Origin of the sequence: Nitrincola sp. A-D6 (assembly GCF_000764495.1) — a bacterium.
Classification (GTDB): Bacteria; Pseudomonadota; Gammaproteobacteria; order Pseudomonadales; family Balneatricaceae; genus Nitrincola.
The window spans coordinates 1-25,466 of sequence record NZ_JRLB01000073.1 but is presented as its reverse complement, the minus strand read 5'-3'; the positions used below and the strand labels follow the sequence as shown (position 1 = coordinate 25,466).

Below are 25,466 nucleotides of genomic sequence, written 5' to 3'. Positions count from 1 at the left end.
CGGCGCCTTTCCGTTGAATGATACCGACCGTGCACTGACCGCCATCACGCACACTTTTCCGGTACGTGAACGTCGGATGACCGGATATTGGGTGCGTTTGATACCTGCCTGAATATTTTTTACGCCAGCTTGCACTTTTTGGGTGACTGGTTCGGCTCTTGGTTATCTACCACTTAGCAAAATCAAGGAGTAACCATGCCCAAGGCAACACCTCCCCTGAATCGTAAACCCCTGGCCTGCGCCATCAGCATTTCAGTCATGCTGACAATGATTGGAGCAGTTACCTCGACCCCATCTTTTGCTGATCAGACTCAAAGCAGCCAGACGCATACTGCAACCCAACCAGTTAAACACTTTGCTATTCCTGCTGGCTCCTTAAGTCAGGTGCTTAGCCAGTTTGCCGGAGCTGCAGGTATTGCCATCTCCTTTGATGCAGCAGAGTTTAGTAACCGGTCCTCTTCAGGGCTACAGGGCAACTATAGCGTGGAGCAAGGCTTTGCCGTGCTGTTGGCTGGTACAGGGCAAATGGCGGTACGCAAAGCGAATGGGGATTATGTTTTGCAGGGCAACAGTGCCACAACATTGCCTGCGGTGACTGTATCAGGTAGAGCTATGATGAGTGCCTCGACCGAAGAAACCGGTTCCTACACCACATACTCAATGAATACCGCGACACGATTAGGTTTATCCATTCGAGAAACGCCTCAGTCAGTATCCGTTGTCAGCCGCCAGCTGATTGATGATATGCAGCTGGAATCACTGACGGATGTGGTCAATACAACGACTGGTCTCACTTCAAGCCAGCAAGATAGCCAAAGGCATGTTTTTTCAGCACGTGGATTTAGGATTAAGAATTATCAAATTGATGGTGTATCAACGACTTGGGAAAGTGGTTACTCCGCTGGTGAATCACAAATGGACACCATACTTTATGACCGCATTGAAGTAGTTCGTGGTGCTAGCGGTTTGACTTCTGGCGCAGGTGATCCTTCAGCTGCGATTAATCTTGTGCGTAAGAAAGCGGATAGTGAGGAATTTACTGGACATGCCACTATCAGATCCGGCAGTTGGGATCGTTATCAGGGTGCTGTAGATGTTTCAACGCCATTAAATAAAGCTGGAACTGTACGTGCACGAGTTGTTGGCAGCTATCTGGAAGAGGGTTCTTTTGTTGATTTTCAGGAAAATAAAAAATCCGTGGTATATGGCACTTTAGCTGCTGATTTAACAGATAACACTTTATTTAATATTGGCATTAGTCAACAGAAAAATAAACCGACGAGTTCGACCTGGGGCGGTTTACCTGTTTGGTTTAGTAATGGAGAAAGAACAGATTGGTCTCGTTCTAAAACGGTCGGTGCAGACTGGACAAGGTGGGACTCAGAAGTCACGAATTACTTCGTCAATTTAGAGCATTACTTTGATTCCGGCGCATCAATTTACGCAACTTATAGCAAAAATATTAATAAAGCTGATTTACCATTAGTCTATTTATATGGTGCTCCTGATAGACAAACTGGCCTGGGAATGGGAGCGTATCCAGCTTGGTACGACTTCGAACGTGAGCAGGACAATATCGATATTTATGGCAACCTGCCATTTGCTCTTTTTGGCCGAGATCATGAGGTAACGGTAGGCTTGATGTACAACAAACAGGACTTGATTTCCAAACTTCGTAACGCACTAAACGTGGCCTCCGTCGGAAATTTCTATGAATGGGATGGCTCTTATCCGGAGCCTGAGTGGAGTCCCCAAACAACCCATGTAAGAAAACAAACTGAACAACTTGGTGGATATGGGGTTTTGCGCTTATCGTTGGCCGACCCACTGACGTTGATCTTGGGTAGTCGGATTACTAACTGGGACACTGAAGGTATGAAATCAAATGGTGACTTCTATGAGTTTAATCACCATCAGATAGTTACGCCCTATGCTGGCTTAATCTACAACATTAATGATGTCTATTCAGCTTATGTCAGCTATACAGATATTTTTAACCCCCAGGACGCGCAGGATAGAAATGGTAACTATCTTGATCCACTGGAAGGAAAAAACTATGAGGCTGGTGTTAAAGCAGAGTATTTTGAAGGGCGTCTAAACGCTATGCTCTCAGTATTTCGTATTGAACAGGATAATCTGGCGCAGGCTGATGTGGGGTATGTTATTCCTGGTACCACTAACCAGGCTTCATACGCCGCAAAAGGCACCACCAGTAAAGGGTTTGAGGCTGAGATTTCAGGAGCTATCACTGATAATTGGAATCTTATGTTTGGCTGGTCGCAGTTTCAGGCCGAAGATGCCGATGGCTCAGAAATAAATACCGCTCAACCTCGCCGTACCGCGACCTTGTTTACTACCTATAAGCTCAATGATTTGACTCTCGGTAGCGGGGTCAATTGGCAAAGCTCCAACTACACAAGGGTAAACAATCCTCTGGGACAGAGCGAAAAAATAAAACAAGGCAGTTATGCACTTGTGCGCCTGATGGCTAACTATCAAATGACGCCGACATTAAGTGCTCAACTGAATATTAATAACCTATTTGATGAGAAATATTACACTAACAGCGGTGCTTGGTTCGGTCAGCTAGCCTATGGAGCACCGCGTAATTTCAATCTGACATTAAAATATGATTTTTAATTAAGAATAAATAGTCTGGGCTGATGGCTCACGGTTTCATGACCGTGAGCTGCCCCTTTTGTCTGTAACGACAACAGGGTGCCCGAAAGTTTCAACCTTTCAGAAATACTTCAAGGCTTGGGCTTTTTTCCAGACCAATAGGGTCAGGAATCAATAGTAAGGGCTTGTATCCTTCTGGGTATTCAATATAATGACAATCATTATCATTTGTATATATTGAGGCCAGAAGGTAACCATGTCGTCTGGGAATTACCCATTGCGTGAACAGGTACATACCCTGTATTCCGAACATCATCGCTGGCTGCTTGGCTGGCTGCGCAGTCGTTTGGGTTGCTCCCAGCAGGCGGCGGATTTTGCTCAGGATACCTTTGTTCGCATTCTGGGACGTGATGATGCCAAACGCCAAGTTGAGGCTATCCGTGAACCACGCAGTTTTCTGGCGACCATCGCCAACCGGATCCTGATCGATCATTTCCGCCGCCATGCACTGGAAAAAGCTTATCAGGAAACGCTAGCTCAGCAGCCAGAGCCTGTTGCCATCTCGCCAGAAGAGCAGGCCATTTTGTTGGAAACACTGCACGAACTGGATTCTATGCTCAGTGGGCTGGGAGCCAAAGTCCGGCGGGCGTTTTTGCTGTCGCAGTTGCAGGGCATGCGCTACGCAGATATTGCCCTGGAGCTGGATGTATCACTCAGTTCGGTCAAAAAATACATGGCCAAGGCCACTGAGTCTTGTTTGCTCTATGCGCTGGAAACGGAGCTTTAGCCAGTGACGACCGCCAGCCATCAGGAACTGACCCAGTCCCGGCGCGAGGCCCTGCAAGTCGCGGCACAATGGTATGCTCGGTTGTGTTCAGAAGACGCCGGACCAGTGGACGAGCACGCCTTGCAGCAGTGGTTAAATAGCGACCCTATACATCTATGGGCTTGGCAGCGGGTAGACCAGTTGCAGGCGCGGCTTGGTCAGGTGCCGGGTCACCTGGCACTTAAAACTCTGGAGCGTGCCGAACAGCATTTCAGCGTGAGCCGTCGCAGCGTGTTGAAGGGGCTGGTGCTGATGGTTGGCACGGGCAGCCTGGGTATGGCTGCCTACCGCTACGCCCCTGTAGATCATTGGCTGGCCGATCACCACACCGCCACCGGCGAGATCAAGCATCTGACCCTGGACGACGGCACCACCCTGACATTGAATACCGCTTCGGCAGTGGATATCCATTTTAACGCGAACGAGCGCCTGGTGTTATTGCGCGAAGGCGAAATTATGGTGACCACCGCCAGCAAAAATATTGAGAACCCACGACCTTTTATTGTGCAAACACCGCAGGGTAGGGTGCGTGCTCTAGGTACCCGTTTCTCGGTGCGAGTGTTGGAAGAGAAAATACAGGTGGCGGTATTCGAGCATAGTGTGGAAGTTACCACTCGCGCAGGGTCTCAAAGCCTGTGTCTTGCTGGCCAGCGGCTAACCTTTACAGCCGACAGCGCTTCTCCGCCCACAGAACTGGCGCCCACCGACGACGCCTGGACTCGTCAGATGCTGGTGGTGCAAAACATGCGTCTGGATGTGTTTATGGCTGAGCTGGGCCGCTACCGCACGGGAGTTTTACGCTGTACCCCCAGCGTGGCTCATTATCGTATTACAGGTGCCTTCAGGGTGGATGACACCGACCAGGCGTTGCATGCCCTGAATAAATCCTTCCCTGTTTCGATTAATGCCCGTACTCGTTACTGGGTGATAGTCGACGAAAAAAAATAATTCTTGCCAATAACGGTACCTTTTAGCTTTCCATTCGACCTTCTGGTTAAAGGCTCACTTTTCTTTGTTGCTCGCCAGAGGGAAAATATGCACAATCCGACGTTTAAAAAATCACGCCTCGCTCATGCTATTGCCGGTGCCATGCTTTATACAGCACTATCGCTGTCCAGCACACTGATGCCACTGACCGCCCATGCTCAGCAAACTGTACGGCATGTGGAGGTGCCTGCTGGCGATTTGGGCTATGTCCTTAGCCGCTTTGCAGCCGAATACGGTGTGGTCATTTACTTTGATGCCAATCTGACCCAAGGGAAACAAACCCAGGGACTCTCTGGTGAGCACAGTGCTGAAAGTGGATTGCAGGAGCTGCTTGGTGGTAGTGGTCTGTCATTGGTTAGGGAAGCGGATGGCAGTTATCGGGTGGTGGCCAGCTATGCCATGGTACTACCGGAGGTGAGTATATCGGGAATATATCTCGATGAAGAAGCCACAGGGCAAGTTGGTGGCTTTGTGGCCCGACGTAGCGCTACTGGCACCAAGACTGACACACCGTTAATCGAGACACCACAGTCTGTCTCTGTGATAAGCCGGGAACAAATGGAAGCCCAGGGAGTGGATACGCTGGATGAAGCGATACGTTACTCTGCGGGTGTCGTTTCTCAGGGCGGTGGTGGTACTAGCCGTGCCGGAACATCACTGATCATGCGAGGGTTCCACTCTGGCGGTTTCAGCTCCGGGGGCGGCAGCCTCTATCTGGATGGCCGGAAGTTTCCAATTAGCTCCATCAGCGGGATGGAGGAGCCCTTCCTCTATGAGCGCATTGAATTCTTGAAGGGTCCGGCGTCTATTCTCTATGGCCAGGCGAGTCCTGGTGGCATCATCAACCTGGTAAGCAAGCGACCTACCAGCGAACCGTCGCGACAGATAGGACTGCAGGTAGGAAGTTGGAACCGTCAACGCGCCACCTTGGACTTCGGCGGACCAGTCACTGAGGATGGCCGCGTGGGCTACCGCATCACCGGGCTAGTGCAGGGCAGTGATACCATGATCGACGAGATTCCCGACGACCGGCAGGCACTGTCTACGGTCTTGGACTGGCAGGCTACCGATCATACCAAGCTCACATTACTGGCATCGTTCCATGATAATGAAACCGCCTATGACATTGGCAAACCTGCAGAAGGTACCGTGCTACCCAACCCCAACGGTAAGGTCGCTCGAGATCTGTTTATGGGTGAGCCCGACTTTGATCGATTCAAGACAAGCCGCTATACCCTGGGTTACCGGCTTGAACATCAGTTCAACGACACTTGGTCGGCACAGCACAACCTGCTCATGTATGACAATGAAGCAGACTATGCCTATCTGTGGTTCAGCAGGATGCCAAGCGACATAACACAGCGGCAGGTAGACCGAGGCGTTGTACACCGGATCGATGAAGAAACCGGCCTAACCATCGACAACAATTTGCAGGCGCGCTGGAGTCATGGCCGTTTTCAGCACACCAGCCTGGTTGGACTTGACTATCGTAGTACCGAGTTTCGGCGAAAGGTATGGTATGGCACCAGCCAACCGCTGGACGTTTATAATCCAGAATACGGCAGCCAACCGAATCTGAGTGAAGATGCTGATCGGACCAAAAACAATTATGGCCATCTGGGTATCTACGCCCAGAACCAGGCCAAGTTAAATGATCGCTGGGTTTTTCTGCTGGGTGGCCGCTGGGATGATGTGGATCAGACCAACAGCCGAATCGCATCCAATGGCAGCCGTGTTCGGCAGACGGTCAATACCAGCGAGTTTACCTGGCGGGCAGGCTTAGTCTACCAGTTTGATAACGGCATGGCGCCGTATGCCAGCTATAGCGAATCTTTCGAGCCAGCCGGTGGCGTTGATGCCAATGGCAGCAGTTTTGTTCCAACCACCGGCCAGCAATACGAGGTAGGGATCAAGTTTGAGCCTGTAGGCTATGATGCCTCACTCACCTTAGCGGTCTACGAACTCACTCAGCAGAACGTACTAACGACAGATCTCAACAATCCCGGCTTTTCGGTGCAAACCGGCGAAATGCGCTCCCGTGGTGTCGAGATAGAAGGTCGTGCACACCTTGCCAACAACCTCGATCTGATAGCGACTTATGCCTACACCGATAGCGAGGTAACCAAGAGTAATCGTGATGACCTTGGCAATACTGCTGGAGGGGTGCCACGGGATGCCGCTTCACTATGGCTGGACTATCAAGTACCAAGCGGTCGAGCTCAGGGTTTAAGCATTGCTGGTGGTGTGCGCCACGTTGGGTACACTTACAATCCCAGCAACGCTATCAAAGTTCCTTCGTACACCGTTTACGACGCCGCCATACGCTACCAAATAGATGCCAAACTACGACTCAATCTCCACGTCAATAATCTGTTTGACAAGGAATATGTGGCCGCCTGTTCCCACAACTGCTACTACGGCAACGAGCGCAACTTCACATTGGGCGTAACGTACGACTGGTAGTTAAACTGTTTTTAAGGGGAACGGCCTGCTCCGGGATTTTTGTATAGGGGGTTATCTAACCCAGCAGGATTGGGGTAGCGGTCCAGAACCCTGCTGCCCCAATAGGTTTGGCTAATACCAATTTTCCACCTGTAGCTTTTTGATCCGGTTGAATTTGCGGGTATTGCGAGTGACCAGGGTGGCGTTCTGTGCCAGTGCGGTACCAGCGATCAACAAGTCATATGGACCTATGGGGGTGCCCTGTTTTTCCAGGCTGATCTGGATGCGGGCTTCGGCTTCGGCGCTGTCAAAGGGTAGTGCTTGGACTGCGGTTGAGCGCTCTCGGCGTTTGCGGGCCTTGGCGGTGGCGACCATCTTGGCCTCAAGCTCGTCTTCCAGATAGATGGTCACTTGTCTCATTAAAGTTGGCCTCTTCGATCAAGTATATGTGGAAGTACATGTGCATGACGGGTGGTATTCAAGTACCGCCATCCATTAAATCTGACTAATGTCAGTGACAAAACTTATATCGAGTTCTGTACTTATAGCTATCGGATATTCCCGTATTGTAACCCCGCACCCCACTCAATATAATGATAAGCATTATCGTTCGTGTTGATTGGGGATTTTTAATGCATTCAGGAGACGGGTCGGCACTGCGTGATCAGATAGGCTCGCTTTACAGCGATCATCATGGCTGGCTGCAAGGTTGGCTGCGCAACCGCTTGGGTTGTTCCGAGCAGGCCAACGATCTGAGCCATGATATTTTTATCAAGCTTATGCTGCAGCGGCAAACCACACAATTACGCGCACCAAGAGCCTACCTCACACGTCTTGCGCGCAATACACTGGTCGATCTGTATCGCCGTCGTAGCATTGAACAAGCCTATCTGGAGATGTTAATGCTGCAGCCCGAGGCGAGCGAAATCTCGCCTGAAGCAAAACATAGCATCATTGAAACTCTGATAGAAATTGACAGCTTACTCGACAATCTTGGAGAGCGAAGCAGAGAGATTTTTTTGCTGGCTCAACTGGATGGGCTGAGCTATGTCGAAATCAGTCGCCGCCTGCACATTTCGGTGAATACCGTACGTAAGTATTTTATCCGAGCCATGAGTCAATGCCTGATGCTTATTGAAGACTGATCCTATGCTGAATAAACCTTCTGCTGATGTCATAGAAGCCGCTGCCACCTGGTATATCGATCTGCGTGAAGTCTCCGCTGATGATCCTCTGCATCAGGCGCATCAACACTGGCTAGCAGCAGATCCCAGTCATCGTCTTGCCTGGAAGCGTGTAGAAAAGCTTCAACAGGCTTGTGCACAGGCAAACGATTCAATAAGCAGCAGCACCTTAACGAACGCCCGTGCCTCCCGTCGTCAGATGATTAAAATGTTGTCTGTGATGCTGGTCGCCGGTGCAAGCGGCGGATTAGCCTGGCAGTATCGTGAAAGCGCTTATCCGCTGATGGCGGAGTATCGCACCGGCAAAGGTAAGTCACTGCAAGTAACGCTGGCCGATGGCAGCCAGTTACAGCTGAATACCGATAGTGCAGTGGATATTGCTTTCGATGCTGCACAGCGTCAGGTCATTCTGCATCAAGGTGAAATCCTGGTCACCACCGAGACCGATCCGCAGCAACGACCGTTTAGCGTACAAACCCGGCAGGGCAATATCCGGGCGTTAGGTACACAATTTCTGGTGCTAAGTGACAGTCATCTAACCCAGGTCAAGGTGTTGCAAGATGCGGTAGAAATTCGGCCAGCCAAAGGCTCAGAGCAACCGGTACGACTGAATGCCGGGCAACAACTGCAATTTACTGATCATGCTGTGCAACCAGCGCATACAATTGCAGGACAACCTCAGGCCTGGATACAAGGATTACTGGTGGTCAGTGACTGGCGCCTGGATCAGTTTATTGAGGAATTATCACGCTACCACCCAGGCAAACTCAGTTGTGATCACACCGCAGCCAGCTTGCGGATTTCCGGTTCCTTCCATCTAAAAGACACCCAACTGATCCTGCAAAATCTGACCAGCACCTTGCCGGTAAGAATCCGCTATTTCACCCGCTATTGGGCCCGAATTGAAGCCATTTGAACAAATGGTAAAAAAATTTAGTCAGGAGTGTTGTTGATTTTCATTTTCATCCGACTTGTTAAGTAAGCACTTTCTTTTTATTAACTAACAAGGAATACTCATGCAAGCGGTCAGATCTTCAGCTACTTCATGCAAACAGCACACCCCCTTTGTTATAAAACCCTTGCAACGCGGCATCATGCTGGCCTTGCTGGGTGTTGCCATTGCTGCGCCCATCAACTTATTGGCCGTCACACCGGCTCAGGCCGATGCACAACAACAAATCCATACATTTACCCTTCCTGCAGGTTCCCTGGAATCAGCATTAGCGGCATTTTCAGCTCAATCGGGCATCAATGTCTCATTCACGCCCGATGTGGTACAAGGCAAAAGTGCTACTGGTTTAAGCGGTCAGTATCACGCCGATGAAGCGCTCAACAGAATGCTTGCGGGTAGTGGTTTACAAGCCAACCGCCTGGCGAATGGGGGCTATAGTTTGCAGGCGATGCGAGTGGTTGATGGGAGTGAGGTGGTCGAGTTGTCGGCTGTTGAGGTTAGCGGTATGGCTATTGATGAATCAGCCTGGGGGCCGGTAGATGGGTACGTGGCTCGGCGCAGTGCAACTGCTACCAAGACCGACACACCGCTAATTGAGACACCACAGTCCGTTTCCGTGGTAAGCCGGGAGCAGATGGAAGCGCAGGGAGCGGATACGCTGGACCAGGCGTTCCGCTACACAGCGGGTGTCGTTTCTCAGAGCGGTGGGGGAGGCAATAGCGGAACTGCCGGAACATCGCTGCTGATGCGCGGTTTCAATTCCGGGGGCTGGAGCTCCGGTGGCGGGAGCCTCTATCTGGATGGTCGGAAATATCCGATTAACTCTATTACCGGGGTGCAGGAGCCCTTCCTCTACGAACGTGTTGAGCTACTCAAGGGGCCAGCCTCCATTCTCTATGGTCAGGCGAGTCCGGGCGGTATCATTAATCTGGTTAGCAAACGTCCCACCAGCGAACCACTGCGCCAGGTTGGTCTGCAGATGGGAAGCTGGAACCGTCAACGTGCAACCGTGGATGTCGGCGGACCGGTCACTGAAGATGGTAGCGTGAGCTACCGCATCACTGGCCTGGTGCAGGACAGCGATACTATGATTACGAAGATTCCCGACGACAGGCGGACGCTGTCGACGGTTGTGGACTGGAATGCTACTGACCATACCACACTGACGCTGCTGGCAACGCTCCATGAAAGTGAGACAGCCTACGACTACGGCAAACCTTTTGATGGTACTGTGCTACCCAACCCCAATGGTCAAATCGCTCGGGATTTGCTCGTGGGTGAACCAGATTTCGACGCTATGGAGGTCTCGCGGAACACCCTTGGATACCGGCTCGAACATAGGTTCAACGACATCTGGACCATCAAGCACAACCTGCTTTGGTACGACACTGAGACAGACTGGTCATACCACTGGATCAGCAATCGCACGGATGATGCTACCAGGCGAATCGTTAACCGCGGTGCTCAACGTCGGCTCGACGAGGAAACCGGTGTGACCATCGATAATCATTTGCAGGCACGCTGGAACCATGGCCGCTTTCAGCACACCAGCCTGGTTGGTGTGGACTATCGCAGTTCCGAGTTTCAGCAGCGGGTGTGGGTTGGCACCAATCAACCATTGGACGTTTTTAATCCGCAATATGGTAACCAGCCAACCATGAGCGACGCAGTCTCACGTACCAGCAGAGTGGATTATAGTCATCTGGGCATCTACGCCCAGAATCAAACCAAGCTCGATGATCGCTGGGTATTTCTGCTGGGTGGTCGCTGGGATGATGTCGACCTAAAGAACCGCCGAACCAATGCAGATGGCAGCTATACCAGCCAGACAGGCGAAGCCAGTGAGCTAACCTGGCGCACCGGTCTGGTCTACCTGTTCGACAAGGGGTTAGCGCCGTATGCCAGCTATAGTGAATCCTTCGAACCGTCCACCGGTATGGATGCCTCAGGAAGCAGCTTTGAGCCTACCACCGGCCAGCAGTACGAAGTAGGGATCAAGTACGAGCCTGTCGGATACAATGCCTCGTTCACCCTTGCAGCCTATGAACTCACCCGACGCAATGTGCTAACGTCGGACCTCAACAACCCCGGCTTTTCCGTGCAGACCGGCGAGGTACGCTCTCGGGGTGTCGAGGTGGAAGGTCGTGCTCATCTGAGTAATAATTTGGATCTGATCGCCGCCTATGCCTACACCGATAATGAGGTGACCAAAAGTAACCGTGATGACTTAGGTAACACCACCGCAGCCGTGCCACAGGATACAGTCTCACTCTGGCTGGACTATCAGGTACCCATTGGCCTTGCCCAAGGACTGAGTATTGGGGGAGGCGTGCGCCACTTAGGACACACCTTTAACCTCGACAATTCTGTCAAAGTACCCTCTTACACAGTCTACGACCTGGCCCTGCGTTATCGGATTGAACAGTTGCAGCTCAACCTTCACGTCAACAATCTGTTTGATAAAAAATACTTGGCTGCGTGCACCTTCAACTGTTTCTACGGCGACGAGCGCAACTTTACCCTGGGGATGACCTACGATTGGTAGCGCGTAGGTAGGGTTGAATACAGCGAAACCCAACAGTAAATCTAATGAAATACCAAAGGATTGTTGGGTATCGCTTTAACTGGTGTGCGTGAAATAATCAGGGCTTGTATTCCAAAACTTCGCTGAATATAATGATAACTATTATCATTTTGATTTGGGGGAGGTGATGTCTGGAGTAGAGCCGGTGCTGCGTGATCAGGTGGGATTGTTATACAGCGACCATAAAAGTTGGCTGCATAAATGGCTGTGCCGCCGGGTAGGCTGTCAGGATCTGGCGGCGGATCTTGCCCAAGACACGTTTGTACGCTTGCTGCTCAAACCCCGTTCACTGGATAACCTTGATAGCGCCCGTAGCTATTTGCGTACCGTGGCGGGTCGTTTGTGCATAGATATGTGGCGCCGCAGGGCCGTGGAGCAGGCCTGGCTGGAGGTGCTGGCGACTCGCCCGGAGGAGGTGGACCTCTCTCCAGAGGATCATGCCATCATCGTAGAAAGCTTCTGCGAACTGGACGCCATGTTGCAGAGCCTACCAGAAAAAGTCGCCAATGCCTTTATCCTCTCCCAGGTCGAGGGGCTCACCTACAAGCAGATCGCCACACAAATGCAGGTCTCGGAGCGAACCATTAAAACCTGGATGGCCAGGGCTATGCTGGAATGTGTATTGATAGAGGCCCGGTTTTACGAGGCTGTATATTGATGAAAGAACATCGCCCCCGCCTTCCTGAGCATCATGTTCTGCAACAGGCCGCCGAATGGTTCGCCAGGGTAACGGACGAAGATGCCACCGAGAGGGAAAAAACAGCATGGCGGGTTTGGCTTAATCAGAATGCTGAGCACGAACGCGCCTGGCAGTATGTTGCCCGGGTCGGTCAGCGTTTTCAGCAAGCGCAGCAGTATGCAGGTCAGGATGGCACTGGCAGGATTCTCAAAACCACTCGCAAGGAGCGGATAAGCCGACGCAAACTGCTTGGCAGTGGCCTGGCCTGTATGGCTGTTTGGTTGAGCTGGCGCTATACCCCATTACCGGTGGTAAGCCAACGCATCGCCAGTAGCTGGATGGCCGACCATCATACGGCCATCAGCGAGACCCGCCAACTATCCTTGGCCGATGGCGGTCAGCTGTGGCTCAATACGGCTAGTGCGGTAAATATCGACTACCGGGAAGATACGCGCAGCATCCGTCTGTACAAGGGCGAAATCTTGATACAGACTGCCGAGGACCCAGGACATCGTCCTTTATTGTTACTACCCGGCAGGGCACATTGCGGGCAATTGGCACTCGCTTTAGCGTGCAACAACGGGAAGCCGACACTTTGCTCGCCGTCTACGACGGGGCCGTGGAAATCACTACAACGGCCGGTGATCGCAAAATTTTCAGCGCGGGTCAGCAGACTGCATTTGATCAGCAAACCATCCAGCCACCACAAACAGCCGAACGCGCCAGGGAAGCCTGGACCAAGGGGTTGATCGTGGCAGAGGATATTCCTCTCAAAGAGCTGGTGTCGGAACTCGCCCGCTATCGTCGTGGTTATCTTGGTATCAATCCGGCCATAGCCAACGTACGGGTGATGGGGGCCTACCCCATCAACAATCCCGACCATTGTCTTGCTATGCTGGAAGATGCACTGCCCGTGCGTGTCAATCGACTCTTACCCTGGTGGGTAACGCTGGAGCCTGAACAGTAAAGGTCAATTTTTTTATCAAAAGGCTTCCCCTTTATTCTGATTCGTCCGTGTTAAGAGAAGAATCAGAAACTTTAACCCATGGGAGTCTAGTTAATGCAATCCACCGCTGTATCCAAACGCGGACCTAACGTCGCTCACAACCGTGCACCAACAGCCCAAACTCTGGCCCTGGCCATTCGCATCGCCTGTGGTGGCCTGGCTTATTCAGCCGCCATGGCTCTGCCTGCACTCTGGTCGATGCCGGCTAGTGCCCAAAGCGCAACAGAAACCCAGGCCTCTGTAGCGTTCAGTATACCGGCGGGGTCTTTATCGGACACATTAAATCGCTTTGCAGAACAGACTGGGCTGTACCTGAGCGGTGCAGGGGAATTGACCAGAGGCAAAAACAGTGCCGGCCTTCAGGGAAACTTTACCTCTGAAAAAGGGTTGCGGCGGTTGCTTCAGGGCACTGGCATCATTTATAGATTTACTGGCGCGAATACGGTTTCATTGATGTCTGCCAGCGAAAGTGGTGGCGTAATGACGTTACCAGCGGTGATGGTATCCGCTGAGGGTGAGCGCAGCGGTAGTGCTGCAGGGATCACTGAGTGGTCGGGTTCATATAAGGCCAGTCAAACCAATACTGCCACCAAGCTTAACCTCTCGCCACGAGAAACACCGCAAACCGTCACTGTTGTCACCCGCCAGCAGATGGATGATTCTGCCATGACATCGGTTGATGATGCGCTCAGAGCCACCAGTGGGGTTTTTGTTCATGATCGAGGCCAAAACGGCAATAACTACTACAGTCGAGGTTTTGAGCTGCAGCACCAGTATGATGGTATGCCTAATCCTGTCGGTATAAGCAGTTGGAACCAAAACCCTCAGATCGACAATGCCTTCCTTGATCGCGTTGAGGTGTTGCAGGGTGCTTCGGGACTGATGAGTGGAGCGGGCGATCCGGGTGGTACTGTTAATCTGGTGCGTAAACGTCCCACGCATGAGTTTCAGGCACAGGCGGAAGCGCAGTTGGGTTCATGGAAGCAGCGCCGCTTGGTTGGTGATATTTCCGGTCCGCTGATAGAGTCGGGGCATGTACGGGGGCGCTTGGTGCTGTTAATGGACGAGCAGGACTCCTTTGTAGATCATGTGTTCAGAGACCGGCAGGCGGTATACGGGATTGTTGAAGCGGATATTACCCCCAACACCCTGGTCTATGCCAGCCTGCAGTATCAAGAAGATAAAAGCAGAAACCACTTTGGCGTACCTTTTGCCGCGGATGGTAGTCAGGCGGGGCTCAGTCGATCCGCTTTCTTCGGCAACGCAAATAACCTGACCACCAGAGACTACAGCCTATATACACTGGGTTTGGAGCAGCAACTGCCCGCAGACTGGATGATGAAACTGCAATACTCCGGCAGTAAAACCAATTATGCCATCAATAATTACAGTTTTATCAGAGGCGATCTGGACCCGAGTACCGGAGATGGTATGGATATCAGGCAGCAGTCCAGAGTAAGTGGCGACATTCCGTATGATGCTTTAGATGCTTATATTTCCGGGCCAGTGAGTCTGCTGGGGCGTAGTCACGAACTGGTATTCGGCGCCAACGGCTCCACCATGACCCGGAACTATGCTGGAAGTGGCTATATGGCCGCGTTACAGCCCATTAATGTGTATACATTCGACCCCACAGCACTACCTACAGCTGTTGGAGCCAACCCTTATACTGGTGGATATGAAATCACCCAACGGGGGGTGTATGGGGTGGGTCGCTTTAGCCTGACCGATTCGCTCAAGCTGATTGCTGGAACTCGTATCAGCTCATATGAAGATAAAGATGTAGACACAGGTACCACCACAGTCAAAGAGAGCGGTGTTGTGTCGCCCTATGCCGGCTGATCTACGATATCAATGATGTCCATTCGGCCTATATCAGCTACTCGGACATTTTTAATCCGCAAAGCAACAAAAGCCTGGACGGTAATACGCTGAAGCCGGTGGTGGGTAGCAATTATGAGACAGGGATTAAAAGTGAGTTTTTGGGTGGCCAGCTGAATACCTCTGTGGCCGTGTTTCGGCTGGAGCAAACCAACCTGGCTCGGCTGGATGAATCCGTCCCCAACGATCCGTCCAATGCCTGCGGTGGCCGTTGTTACACTGCCTCCGACAAGGTCACCAGCCAAGGGGTGCAGTTAAGCGCGAATGGCGAAATACAACCGGGTTGGAACCTTGCCGCAGGCTATACCTATGTAAACAGCGAATATGCTAGCGGCGCTAGCAAAGGTGAACGTTATGCAACTGAACTACCGCAACACACGGTGCAGCTGGCCACCAACTACCAACTGCCCAATACCGATTGGTCTGTTGGCGGCAATCTGCAGCACTACAGCAAGATTTACAAAGAAGAGGCGGACTGGAAAATCAGCCGTGATGCGCTAACTCTGGTTGGATTAACAGCAAAATATCAAATTAACTCCAACGCTGACCTGACTCTGGTGGTGAACAACCTGTTTGATGAAACCTATCGGGCGTCAATGTATAGCCGTAACTACACCCCCTTCGGTGACCCTCGTGAATTTTCGGTCAACCTGAAATACCGGTTCTAAGTTCACAAGGTTTTCAGCCTTCCCGGACCAGGCTCTGCCTGTTCCGGGACTTCAACTTTCATGACTTTAAAAAAGTTTTGCACCTTTTGCATTTCTCATTCGTCTTTAGAGTAAGCAAAGAAAAAATCTGCTGACAGCGCTTTGCTGTCTGCTGTGAGTTGATAGCGCTACCTATCCTGTTAAACAACGGAAGATCTACCTGATGTCTACGTACACTTCAACTAAGTCCATGACCGGAAAGCCGCGAACCAGTCGCGCCAAAATCTGGTTTTTAGTGCATAGCTGGATGGCCATGCCGATCTGGGCATTTGTATTCTTTATCTGCCTGACTGGCACCATTGCCACCGTTAGTCAGGAGATTGTCTGGCTGGCTGATCCGGCCTCACGTGCCAATCCTCCGGCTCAGGCGGGTCCTCTGCTGAGTTTTGACGAAATTGTCGCCGTAGTGAATGAGGGCCATCCTGAGGCGATTGTTGAATCTATTTCCCGACCGGTAAAATCGCAGTTTGCACTAACGGCTCGCATCAGTTATCCAGATTTCACCACGCGAACACTATATATCAATCCCTACACTGGCATTATTCAAGGGGAGAGCGCTCGTTTTGATTTTCGCCAGTTCGTAAGGGGGCTGCATGGCTGGTTACTGTTGCCCTGGACTAATGGCTACAGCTGGGGGTGGTACCTTGTCAGTATCACTGCCATCCCCATGCTGGTTTCCTTAGTTACGGGGCTGGTTGTCTATAAACGCTTTTGGCGAGGTTTCTTGCGCCCACGGCTACGTTTCAACGTCAGTGCGCGAGTCTTCTGGGGAGACTTTCATCGCCTGGCGGGTATCTGGTCGATTCCTTTTATCGCCATTATCTCCATCACCAGTATCTGGTTTCTGCTGCAAGGCATACTGCAGGATAATCACATCTCCTTCTCCACGGCGGGCCCACCCATCTATGTCGACAGGGCTGATGTGCCGCAACTGGATACCAACAGCCAGACACCGCCTTTTATCAGCCTGGATGAAGCAACAGCGGTTGTTGAAACAGCTTTTCCTGATTTTCAGGCATCTTTTGTCTCTATGCCATGGAATGCGTATGCGCACTATCGTATCGGCGGGCGCAGTGTAGGTTATCCCTTGTTGTTCGAGGAGGTCAGCATCAATCCTTACAATGGCAATATTGAGCAGACACGCCGGATTTCGGATCTATCCTGGCTGGAAATTATCACCGGCTCCATGCGCCCACTGCATACCGGTGATTTCGTTGGTCTGAGCTTAAAACTGGTGTATTTCTTCTTCGGTATACTGCTGACCATGATGGTGTTCAGCGGCATGATGATCTGGACCAAACGCACCTTCAGGGACACCGCTGCGGTCCTTCGGGCAAGAAAGGCCAACAAGCAACCCAGCAAAGGGACGGATGCACAAATGCCGGCTTATGCCTTGCAAAAAGGAGAAAAGCTATGAGCCAATCCTCCACCGCCCAGAAGACGGCATCCCGAAATAAATACAGTTTCTGGTTTCGCTGGCGTTTTCATCTCAGTGCCCTGTTGCTGGTTTTGCCCATGGTGGCGATGCCGTTTTATTTTGATACCCTGGCCATGACACGGGGGGACAAAGGCCTGGGGTGAGCGGGATCTTGGTCAGCACTCAGTCGGCCCCTGGCAGATTCAACTGGCCGAGTGGGATACATTCCCCCCCTGGAAAGATGGGGTGGCCAGTTATATGAAAACCTTTTCACTCTCACTCTGCCAGGCCTGTATCCCGCAGGTGAAAGCCGTTTATATGCGCATCGGTAAGCCGCGTAATCTGCGCACCGCTGGTGCTATCTCCTTCGGGACTCCTTATCGCCAGTTTATCTCTGTGCCGATTACCGATACCGCCACGGCCGATGCTGATATCTGGCTGACCTGGTAGGTTGGGATGGATCAGTGCACCAGATGTCCATGCCTTTGGCCGACGCCTCACCCAGCACCATAACCTTCATTGAGAGCCGCAATCGCTAACCTGTGTGCACAAACCTGAGGACGAATTATGAGAACTAACATACGCTTCTTTTACATAGCACTACTGATGTTCAGCAGCCTGGTGGCCTTGCCTGTCTGGGCGCACTCTCCGCACTGTCAGTGCAAGCTTGAGGGGGATTTCATTGTTTGCCAAGGCGGTTTTTCCGATGGCTCAGGTGCTGAAGGTATACAGCTGGATGTAATTAACTATGATGAAGACCTGATTCTATCAAGCGCACTGGATGAACAGTCCCGCATCCGCTTTCCGCGTCCTGATGGTGATTTTTACATCTTACTGGATGCAGGCCCAGGGCATATTGTTGAAATAGACTGGCCAGAAATCGAGGGGATGGAGTCTTAAGCAACTAGTGCCATCCGATACACACGCACCCGCCGACCATGAAACACATGCATGGAGTAATTCTTAAAGCCAACCTTCTCGGATACCCTGATGGACGCCTGATGCTCAGGCTCAATTATCCCCAACTGTGCGCCATCGCACAAAGCCAGGCTGACTCATGCTTTATAGTGCATAAACGGTTAGTTTGTAGGCGCGATATAGCCTGGTGACTGACCTCTAGCATCAATTATATGCAATTCAATATATGAGCGAGGCTTATGCTTTTATTTTCGATTCTGGTGGCACTGATAGGTCTGGCTCTGACGGCGGGTGGTGTCTACCTGCTCAGTCTTGGCGGGAGCCTCTATTATCTTCTCGCAGGCGTTGTGTTGCTGCTCAATGCATGGCTGGGTTTTAAGCGCCATGCCTTGGCCCGTCCGTTATTTGCATTGTTTCTGGTGATCACCTGATCTGGTCTTTGTGGGAGTCCGGCTATGACTGGTGGGCGTTAGCACCGCGTATGGGCTTGTTTATGCTGCTGGCTATCCCGCTATTGTTTTCCAGCGTAGCGGACAGGGGCGGGCGCAAAGTGTTGTTTCTTGTGTGGCTAGTATTGGGGGGGATACTAGTGGGCAGCATCTGGCCAAGCCGCATGAATTTTCTGGCAGCCTCGATATGCAGGTGGACAGTGAATCACCGAATCTGGGGGACGCGCCTGAAGCCAGTTGGTATGCCTATGGGCGAACCAACATGGGGCAGCGGTATTCGCCACTGGCTCAGATCACTCCCCAGAATGTTGGGCAGTTGGAGGAGGTCTGGCAGTATCGGACCGGGGATATGAAAGGCCCTGAGGATATTGGTGAAACCACTTATCAGGCAACACCACTTAAAATCGGCGATACGCTGTATCTGTGTACACCGCACAACTGGTTGGTGGCCTTGGATGCCGACCTAGGCACCAAGCGCTGGTCTATGATGCCAAGGTGGCACCGGAAAGCCAGCGTCAGCACCAGACCTGTCGCGGAGTGTCTTATCTGCCACCGGCATCAGGCGAGGTTCCCTCCGCCGCGATGCTGGGTGTGGCGGCCGAAACCCAGGCCTCAGTGCAGTGTGATGCCATGCTCTATATGCCGACCTCTGACGCCCGTCTGATTGCTCTTGATCCCGCCACCGGCGCACGCTGTGCTGGTTTTGGTGAAAACGGTGAACTCGATCTGATCCACAATATGCCATTCAAGCAAGCCGGTTTCTATTACTCCACCTCACCACCCGTGGTGGCCAATGGTCTGGTCATAGTGGCCGGTTCAGTGAACGATAACTACGACAAAAACTCACCGTCTGGTGTGATTCGTGCCTATGACGCTAAAACCGCTGAGCTGGTGTGGAACTGGGATTCCGGCAACCCTGAGGAAACCGCTCCAATCGGACCGGATGAAGTTTATACGCCCAGCTCACCCAACAGCTGGGCCATAGCCAGCGCTGATGAATATCTGGGGCTGATTTACTTTCCGATGGGGAACCGGACACCCGATCAGCTTGGCTGGTATCGTACTGAGCATGATGAAAAATATGCCAGCTCCGTGGTAGCGCTGAGCCTGGATACCGGCCAGGTGGCCTGGGTACAACAGTTTGTGCACCATGACCTGTGGGATATGGATACACCGGCCCAGCCATCACTGATTGATCTGGAAACCGATAAGGGCCTGCAACCTGCACTCGTAATACCAACCAAGCAGGGTGATGTGTATGTACTGAATCGTCAGACCGGCGAGCGATCTTTGCGATAGATGAACTGCCTGCCCTCAGGGTACCGTTGAGTTGGATCATGCGGCACCGACACAACCTATCTCAGCACTGACTTTTCGTCCGCCACCCATGACAGAGCAACAGATGTGGGGCGCAACACCGCTGGATCAGATGTGGTGTCGGATTCAGTTCAAGTCCCTGCGTTATGAAGGCCAGTACACACCGCCATCGGAGCAGGGAACGCTGGTCTATCCGGGTAACTTTGGCGTATTCAACTGGGGTGGTATCGCCGTGGACCCGAAACGTCAGGTGATGTTCGGGATGCCTCTCTATCTGGGCTTCATTCAACAGTTGGTCGAGAAAAATGGATCGGACATGGACGCAGCCAACCAAGGTGAGCAGGGCCTGAATTCAAATGAAGGTGCCCCCTATGCGGTAGATATGCGGCCCTTCCTGTCACCCATGGGCGTACCCTGTCAGCAACCGCCCTGGGGCTATGTCGCTGGGGTGGATCTGAAAACCGGGGAGATCGCCTACAAACATAAGAACGGCACCATCCGTGATATGACCCCGCTACCCTTACCAATTAAAATGGGCGTTCCCGGTATCGGCGGTCCCATCATTACCGAAGGTGGCCTGGCCTTTCTGGCCGCGACGGTAGACGACTACCTGCGGGCTTACGACCTGTCTACCGGTGAGCAACTATGGCAGGCGCGACTTCCGGCTGGCGGGCAAGCCACGCCGATGACCTATCTGAATAGCCAGGGTGAGCAGATGGTGGTGCAGGTGGCCGGTGGCCATGGCTCCGTCGGCACCACGATAGGGGATTATGTGGTGGCTTATAAGATCAAACGTTAAGGCGTTTTACTCTTGCGCGGTTGCATGAAAAGTCCGGGCTAAGCCGCAGCCCGGTTTTGGCGAAGCTGGAACAGATTATAATTGGCTTGGATGGTCATCCAGAACTCAGCGTTGCCGGATATTCGGCCTGGGTGCGAAAGGCTATGCATTGCCAATTTCATTGACTTAAAGGAATCTCTGTTGAGGACTTAACGGTTCGAAGTGATACTGAGGTTTGGAATTTTCGGATGTTGGCTTCCGTGTGAAGTACTCTATCGACAAAGCTTTCGTAAGCCTGAATATCCGGTACAGTAACGACCATCATAAAATCGTAGTTGCCCGTTATTTGGTAACAGTGTCTTACTTCTGCTGCCTGGCTAATGACGCGTTTAAAGGCGTCATACAAATCCTTTCGATCTCGCTCCATTTCGACCGAAACCAGTAATGTCAGTTTGTTGCCGGTTAATTCTGGGTTCACAAGAGAAACATCACCCACAATAACGTTTTCATCTCTCAGTCGTTTTACTCTTTTATGGCAAGCTGGAGGCGATAGTCCACTTCTTCGGCCAGCTCAACGTTTGCGATACGATTATTACGCTGCAAGATGGCTAGGATTTTTCGGTCTATCTTGTCTAATTCCATAAATTTCTCACAATCATGCTTTTGTGGTTAAAAATTTCTCAATGGTTTTTATATTAAAAATATTCGATGTTATCAATCATTAAATTGATCGGCATATTTCTTGTCATCTCAATACACTTTCTCCATAGACTGTTTGGAGAAAGAGAAGTGAATAAACGAAACTATCATTGGGTTGGGCTTTTATTGAATGGACTCTGGAAAGAGATCATTGATGTCACATGGACGCTTTATAAGATCATGATTCCGATGATCATCGTGATCAAGGTTGTTGAAGAGTTTGGTGGCATCGAGCTACTGAGCCAATGGCTGAGTCCTGTCATGTCGCTGGTCGGCTTGCCTAGCGAAATGGGCTTGGTGTGGGCAACCACGCTGGTCACCAATATGTACGCTGGACTCGTAATATTTATGAGTATTGACACGGATTTAACCGTTGCTCAAGTCTCGATTCTTGGCACTTTGATGTTGCTTGCTCATTCACTTCCTATCGAAGTAGCCGTTGCTAAAAAAGCAGGCGTTGGGATTGCTATGACACTGATAATTCGCATTGGTGGTGGTTTGTTGATGGGGTGGATTTTGCATCAAATATACCAAGGCGGAGATCTACTAAATACGCCTGCTGAAGTGATTTGGCGACATGCGCCAGTCAGTGATTCAAGTTATGTGGTTTGGACAATCGATCAGCTTAAAAGCCTTGCAATGATTTTTGTGGTGATTGCTGCATTAATGACATTTTTACGCTTGTTAAAATTGCTTGGTATCGAAAAATTGATGGCAATATTGCTCAGGCCGATTTTGTCTGTACTTGGTATTAGCCGAGAAGCAACAAACTTGACGATTGTGGGTATCACGCTAGGCGTTTCTTTTGGTGGTGGTTTGCTTATCAATGAAGCAAAACGAGGACACATTTCCCCACGGGATATTTTTGTCGCCATGATGTTGCTCAACCTACTTCATAGCTTGATTGAAGACACGCTACTGATTCTGTTGATTGGTGCGGACTTTATGACTATTTTTTGGGGACGAATTGTATTTTCCGTGACTGTGATTGGAGTTTTAGTCTTTGTTCTTAAACGCTTGGATGAAAGCACTTGTCGTAAGTATTTTTATAAGAAGATAAGTGATTAGAGTCTACGAGAGACTTACTATTTATGTCGACAGGCTGATGTGCCGCAACTGGATGGCAACAGCCAGACACCATCTTTTATCAGCCTGGATGCCACCCGTCACATATACCACGGCAATCATCAGCATGATTGCCGGAATAAGTAAGAATTTTATCCCAGAGTGGGGCCTTTCAACCCGGTAATAAATGTTCTCTATATTCATGGCATCCGATACACACGCACCCGCCGACCATGGAACTCATGCATGGAGTAATCTTTAAATCCAACTTTTTCGGATACTCTGATGGACGCCAGATGCTCAGGCTCGATGATGGCAATCACCGAGTCACAGTATTTCTGGCTAAAAACATAATCAATAACAGCCCGAACCGCTTCTGTCGCCAGCCCCTGATTCCAAAATCTACGTCCTAATCGATAGCCCAGATTGACCTCCTCAACGCCATCGACCTGTTCAGGGCTGACACCACAGAAGCCAACCAGATCACCCGAGCTTTTCTCCAGCAACGCCCAGGGGCCTATTCCGTGGGATGAGTAGCAGTCCATACACCAATCAATAAACTCGCCAATGGCTTTCTCATCACAAACCCCACGCACTGAATAGCGCATCACCTCGGGATCACTCAAAATCTCAGTGAGGGTGGGAAGGTCCTGGTGACCGAGTTGTCTTACGATTAATCGCTTCGTTTCAAATATGTGCACTGGGTCCTCTTAGCGCATATATTTCTATGTTGATCAAATAATATCCGCTTGTATTTATGTCATATGCGACATATATTGTAGTACATGAGCCCAAAGGACAAGCCATTAGTTTGGTTACATGGAATTGTTAAAACACCACCATTTTCGGCAACTGCCAGATTGGAGGCAGGTTTCTTATTGCGGCGACTGCAATGTGGAGAAAAACTTTCCATGCCGCACTCAAGACCCATGCCATCAATCGGTTCTCACTGTCATGAGCTGCGCATTACTGATAGCGATAAAATTTGGCGCATAGTGTATCGAATTGAACCAGATGCCATTGTTATAGCTGATGTGTTTATAAAAAAAACTGAAGCTACACCAAAAAACGTAATTGATGTTTGTAAGTCCAGATTCAGGATGTATGACGATGCAAAAAAGTAATCGAAAGAAACTGGAAGCCGCCGGTTGGAAAGTCGGTAGTGTTGATGAGTTTCTGGATTTGACCCCTGAAGAGTCTGCATACATTGAAATGAAGCTGGCGTTGAGTCACACGCTTCGACAGCGTAGACAGCACAATAATCTGAGCCAGATAGAGCTTGCGAAAATGGTTCATTCCAGTCAGTCGCGCATCGCCAAAATGGAGGCCGGAGATCCGAGCGTTTCCATAGACCTGATCATGAAATCACTCCTGGCCTTGGGAGCCTCTCCCAAAGATGTCGCCAAAGCAATATCTTCGGGCTCGCCCCATGCTGCATAACCGGCAAGTGCCTGAACAAGTCTTGATTGACTGCCGCCTGCTCAGTTAGTCGGTGCGAAGGTATTGATATACAACGCCTCAACCTTGTCTCTGGCCCACTGCGTTCTACGCAAAAACTTCAACGACGACTTAATGGATGGATCATTGTGAAAACAGTTGATATTGATCTGCGCATATAAAGCATCCCAACCGTAATGCTCGACCAGGCGTGTGAGTATTTTTTCCAGACTCAAACCATGTAAAGGATTGTTGGGTTGTTCTTGGTTCATTGGGAGTTCCTGTAGGTACTTAATCTTAGCCTTAGCCGTTTGATTGCTGTTTCAATTCGATGAAGTCTCGAATGGTAACAAGCGCACGTCTAATTATCAGCGCCTTGGCATAAAAATAGAGATAGCGCAGAGCAAACATGCCAAAAATAGAGGCGACAACAAAGGCAATCAAGTTTACATACTCAGAGTTACTGAAAGCAGCATAGGCTCGAATGGGGAACATTATGGCAAAAAATGCACAGACTAGTGCTATTAAGAGGGATTTTCCTGGGCTATCGCAAGCAATAGAACCATCCTGACAATCTATCCAGCCTAAAACACCATGAAAGCTCCATGCATTTGGCTTTTCAAGAAGCGCAATGACCGTCATACCTTGCTCAATCTTCGGCTTTCCGGGAACAGTGACATCGAAATAACGTTTCCCACCAGACTCAAACCCAAAGCTGGTGGTTCCTGTGTCATACAATGCTGCTGGAAACAGACGCTCAAACGTGGTTTTTTGAAAGATCATCTGGGCGAATCCTGAGAGTAAATTCCTTGGCCTTGATATACATTATTCACCCCAGCATAGAGACATACTGGCCATCGCCATCTAGCCTCTGAGTCATATCGCTACCACCCTGGGGGGCTACTTGCGCCCCAGGATACGTAAAATACGCAGGAATAAATTAATGATGTCCATGTATAAAGCCGCTGCACTATCAACAGCATTATCCAGGGTTTTAGGTATTTGTGCGTATTCCAGACCAAGGTTGCCACTGATTCCAGACGAAGCCTGCCATCCATTCCACGCGAAAGCTGCCACTGATTCCACAGCAAAGCTGCCACCCTGGCAGGCTGTCTGAATCACTTCATCCAAGCTGCACGACGCGGGATAACTTAACGGTATTCTGTCCCTTTTCATTCGGAGATGGGTCAGATGCCAGCAAAGAGGTTATCCATGCGTAAAATCAAAGAAGTTCTTCGACTTAAATGGATTAACGGGCTGAGTAATCGGCAAATTGCGGCGACCTGTGGTATCAGCCGTCCTACTGTGAGTGAGTACCTTCGCCGTACTGCCGACGCTGGCCTGAGCTGGCCACTACCTGACGATCTGGACGACAGCCAGTTAGAGCGTAAGCTGTTTCCACCGCCACCCAATTTGCCTGCCCAACTTCGGGGTATTCCTGACTGGAGTCACATTAACTACGAAATTCGACACAATAAAAACCTGACCCTGTTCTTGTTATGGCAGGAATATCGGCAAT

General features: G+C 50.7%; 27 protein-coding genes and 3 pseudogenes. 23 read left to right on the top strand and 7 right to left on the bottom strand.

Annotated elements, in window-relative coordinates:
- The first annotated feature begins 195 nt into the window (after window positions 1-195).
- The 4 genes from LH51_RS11750 (at window position 196) to LH51_RS11735 (ending at window position 6,895) form a co-directional block, all read left to right on the top strand.
- On the top strand, window positions 196-2,640 hold the full coding sequence (locus LH51_RS11750) for a TonB-dependent siderophore receptor (protein WP_235263694.1): 2,445 nt from the start codon (window positions 196-198) through the stop codon (window positions 2,638-2,640).
- A gap of 235 nt (window positions 2,641-2,875) precedes the next feature.
- On the top strand, window positions 2,876-3,406 hold the full coding sequence (locus LH51_RS11745; RefSeq protein WP_036522344.1) for a sigma-70 family RNA polymerase sigma factor: 531 nt from the start codon (window positions 2,876-2,878) through the stop codon (window positions 3,404-3,406).
- A gap of 3 nt (window positions 3,407-3,409) precedes the next feature.
- Window positions 3,410-4,393: a FecR domain-containing protein gene (locus LH51_RS11740; RefSeq protein ID WP_052063724.1), complete on the top strand. Its 984-nt coding sequence runs from the start codon at window positions 3,410-3,412 to the stop codon at window positions 4,391-4,393.
- 87 nt (window positions 4,394-4,480) lie between these two features.
- Window positions 4,481-6,895, top strand: a complete 2,415-nt coding sequence (locus LH51_RS11735) for a TonB-dependent siderophore receptor (RefSeq protein WP_036522343.1) — start codon at window positions 4,481-4,483, stop codon at window positions 6,893-6,895.
- Between the two features lie 111 nt (window positions 6,896-7,006).
- Here the strand turns inward: LH51_RS11735 and LH51_RS11730 are convergent, their stop codons facing one another.
- Window positions 7,007-7,294, bottom strand: coding sequence for a PIN domain-containing protein (locus tag LH51_RS11730; protein WP_036522342.1), 288 nt, complete (start codon window positions 7,292-7,294; stop codon window positions 7,007-7,009).
- Between the two features lie 212 nt (window positions 7,295-7,506).
- Here LH51_RS11730 and LH51_RS11725 point away from each other — a divergent pair, with 212 nt between their 5' ends.
- From LH51_RS11725 to LH51_RS22705, 15 genes and pseudogenes are all read left to right on the top strand, one after another.
- Window positions 7,507-8,019, top strand: coding sequence for a sigma-70 family RNA polymerase sigma factor (locus LH51_RS11725; RefSeq protein WP_036522340.1), 513 nt, complete (start codon window positions 7,507-7,509; stop codon window positions 8,017-8,019).
- A 4-nt stretch (window positions 8,020-8,023) separates the two neighbouring features.
- On the top strand, window positions 8,024-8,974 hold the full coding sequence (locus LH51_RS11720; protein WP_036522338.1) for a FecR domain-containing protein: 951 nt from the start codon (window positions 8,024-8,026) through the stop codon (window positions 8,972-8,974).
- Window positions 8,975-9,074: 100 nt separating this feature from the next.
- A complete protein-coding gene (locus tag LH51_RS11715) occupies window positions 9,075-11,555 on the top strand; it encodes a TonB-dependent siderophore receptor (RefSeq protein ID WP_052063723.1) in 2,481 nt (826 codons plus the stop codon).
- A gap of 166 nt (window positions 11,556-11,721) precedes the next feature.
- Entirely contained in the window at window positions 11,722-12,252 is a 531-nt protein-coding gene (locus LH51_RS11710; RefSeq protein WP_052063722.1) for a sigma-70 family RNA polymerase sigma factor, read from the top strand.
- Window positions 12,210-12,770, top strand: a pseudogene (locus LH51_RS11705) (DUF4880 domain-containing protein); the annotation flags it as partial. The gene LH51_RS11710 and the pseudogene LH51_RS11705, both read left to right, overlap by 43 nt.
- A gap of 254 nt (window positions 12,771-13,024) precedes the next feature.
- Complete coding sequence (locus LH51_RS21480; protein ID WP_052063720.1) at window positions 13,025-13,240, top strand: hypothetical protein; 216 nt, start codon at window positions 13,025-13,027, stop codon at window positions 13,238-13,240.
- Window positions 13,241-13,333: 93 nt separating this feature from the next.
- Window positions 13,334-15,828, top strand: a pseudogene (locus LH51_RS11700) (TonB-dependent siderophore receptor).
- 202 nt (window positions 15,829-16,030) lie between these two features.
- Window positions 16,031-17,284 carry a PepSY-associated TM helix domain-containing protein gene (locus tag LH51_RS11690; RefSeq protein WP_200881978.1) on the top strand — a complete coding sequence of 418 codons (1,254 nt, stop codon included), beginning with the start codon at window positions 16,031-16,033 and terminating at the stop codon, window positions 17,282-17,284.
- A complete protein-coding gene (locus LH51_RS21475; protein WP_200881977.1) occupies window positions 17,281-17,448 on the top strand; it encodes a hypothetical protein in 168 nt (55 codons plus the stop codon). Before LH51_RS11690 ends, LH51_RS21475 begins: the two co-directional genes overlap by 4 nt.
- Window positions 17,449-17,542: 94 nt before the next feature.
- Window positions 17,543-17,734 carry a hypothetical protein gene (locus LH51_RS21470; protein ID WP_200881976.1) on the top strand — a complete coding sequence of 64 codons (192 nt, stop codon included), beginning with the start codon at window positions 17,543-17,545 and terminating at the stop codon, window positions 17,732-17,734.
- Between the two features lie 117 nt (window positions 17,735-17,851).
- Window positions 17,852-18,184 carry a hypothetical protein gene (locus tag LH51_RS11680; protein ID WP_036522333.1) on the top strand — a complete coding sequence of 111 codons (333 nt, stop codon included), beginning with the start codon at window positions 17,852-17,854 and terminating at the stop codon, window positions 18,182-18,184.
- A 257-nt stretch (window positions 18,185-18,441) separates the two neighbouring features.
- The gene (locus LH51_RS22715) at window positions 18,442-18,633 is read left to right on the top strand and encodes a hypothetical protein (RefSeq protein WP_235263693.1); all 192 of its coding nucleotides are present in this window, start codon (window positions 18,442-18,444) and stop codon (window positions 18,631-18,633) included.
- Between the two features lie 205 nt (window positions 18,634-18,838).
- On the top strand, window positions 18,839-19,315 hold the full coding sequence (locus LH51_RS24795; protein ID WP_442934835.1) for a hypothetical protein: 477 nt from the start codon (window positions 18,839-18,841) through the stop codon (window positions 19,313-19,315).
- Complete coding sequence (locus tag LH51_RS22710; RefSeq protein ID WP_442934834.1) at window positions 19,234-19,950, top strand: hypothetical protein; 717 nt, start codon at window positions 19,234-19,236, stop codon at window positions 19,948-19,950. Before LH51_RS24795 ends, LH51_RS22710 begins: the two co-directional genes overlap by 82 nt.
- Before the next feature lie 31 nt (window positions 19,951-19,981).
- Window positions 19,982-20,767 carry a hypothetical protein gene (locus LH51_RS22705; protein WP_235263691.1) on the top strand — a complete coding sequence of 262 codons (786 nt, stop codon included), beginning with the start codon at window positions 19,982-19,984 and terminating at the stop codon, window positions 20,765-20,767.
- A 157-nt stretch (window positions 20,768-20,924) separates the two neighbouring features.
- Here LH51_RS22705 and LH51_RS11670 read toward each other — a convergent pair whose 3' ends face one another.
- Entirely contained in the window at window positions 20,925-21,242 is a 318-nt protein-coding gene (locus LH51_RS11670) for an Lrp/AsnC family transcriptional regulator (RefSeq protein ID WP_327124883.1), read from the bottom strand.
- A 60-nt stretch (window positions 21,243-21,302) separates the two neighbouring features.
- A pseudogene (locus LH51_RS24310) lies at window positions 21,303-21,388 on the bottom strand (AsnC family transcriptional regulator); the annotation flags it as partial.
- 147 nt (window positions 21,389-21,535) lie between these two features.
- Between LH51_RS24310 and LH51_RS11665 the strand changes: the two are divergent.
- Entirely contained in the window at window positions 21,536-22,513 is a 978-nt protein-coding gene (locus LH51_RS11665; protein ID WP_081960633.1) for a nucleoside recognition domain-containing protein, read from the top strand.
- 197 nt (window positions 22,514-22,710) lie between these two features.
- On the opposite strand, the gene LH51_RS11655 is transcribed toward LH51_RS11665, so the two are convergent.
- Window positions 22,711-23,211, bottom strand: a complete 501-nt coding sequence (locus LH51_RS11655) for a GNAT family N-acetyltransferase (RefSeq protein ID WP_036519446.1) — start codon at window positions 23,209-23,211, stop codon at window positions 22,711-22,713.
- Window positions 23,212-23,295: 84 nt separating this feature from the next.
- Between LH51_RS11655 and LH51_RS11650 the strand changes: the two genes are divergently transcribed.
- Window positions 23,296-23,634 (top strand): type II toxin-antitoxin system RelE/ParE family toxin, encoded by a 339-nt coding sequence (locus LH51_RS11650; RefSeq protein WP_036519443.1) that lies wholly within the window; start codon window positions 23,296-23,298, stop codon window positions 23,632-23,634.
- Window positions 23,621-23,950, top strand: coding sequence for a helix-turn-helix transcriptional regulator (locus LH51_RS11645; protein WP_036519441.1), 330 nt, complete (start codon window positions 23,621-23,623; stop codon window positions 23,948-23,950). The genes LH51_RS11650 and LH51_RS11645 overlap by 14 nt, the downstream gene beginning before the upstream one ends.
- 41 nt (window positions 23,951-23,991) lie before the next feature.
- Here the strand turns inward: LH51_RS11645 and LH51_RS11640 are convergent, their stop codons facing one another.
- The 3 genes from LH51_RS11640 to LH51_RS20870 all read right to left on the bottom strand — a co-directional run bounded on the left by LH51_RS11640 (window position 23,992) and on the right by LH51_RS20870 (window position 25,078).
- A complete protein-coding gene (locus LH51_RS11640) occupies window positions 23,992-24,219 on the bottom strand; it encodes a VF530 family DNA-binding protein (RefSeq protein ID WP_036519438.1) in 228 nt (75 codons plus the stop codon).
- A gap of 31 nt (window positions 24,220-24,250) precedes the next feature.
- Window positions 24,251-24,730 carry a hypothetical protein gene (locus LH51_RS11635; protein WP_036522332.1) on the bottom strand — a complete coding sequence of 160 codons (480 nt, stop codon included), beginning with the start codon at window positions 24,728-24,730 and terminating at the stop codon, window positions 24,251-24,253.
- A 117-nt stretch (window positions 24,731-24,847) separates the two neighbouring features.
- Window positions 24,848-25,078, bottom strand: coding sequence for a hypothetical protein (locus LH51_RS20870; RefSeq protein ID WP_036522331.1), 231 nt, complete (start codon window positions 25,076-25,078; stop codon window positions 24,848-24,850).
- Between the two features lie 60 nt (window positions 25,079-25,138).
- Here LH51_RS20870 and LH51_RS11625 point away from each other — a divergent pair.
- The coding region (locus tag LH51_RS11625) for a helix-turn-helix domain-containing protein (RefSeq protein WP_144244261.1) at window positions 25,139-25,466 on the top strand (328 nt) is incomplete at its 3' end.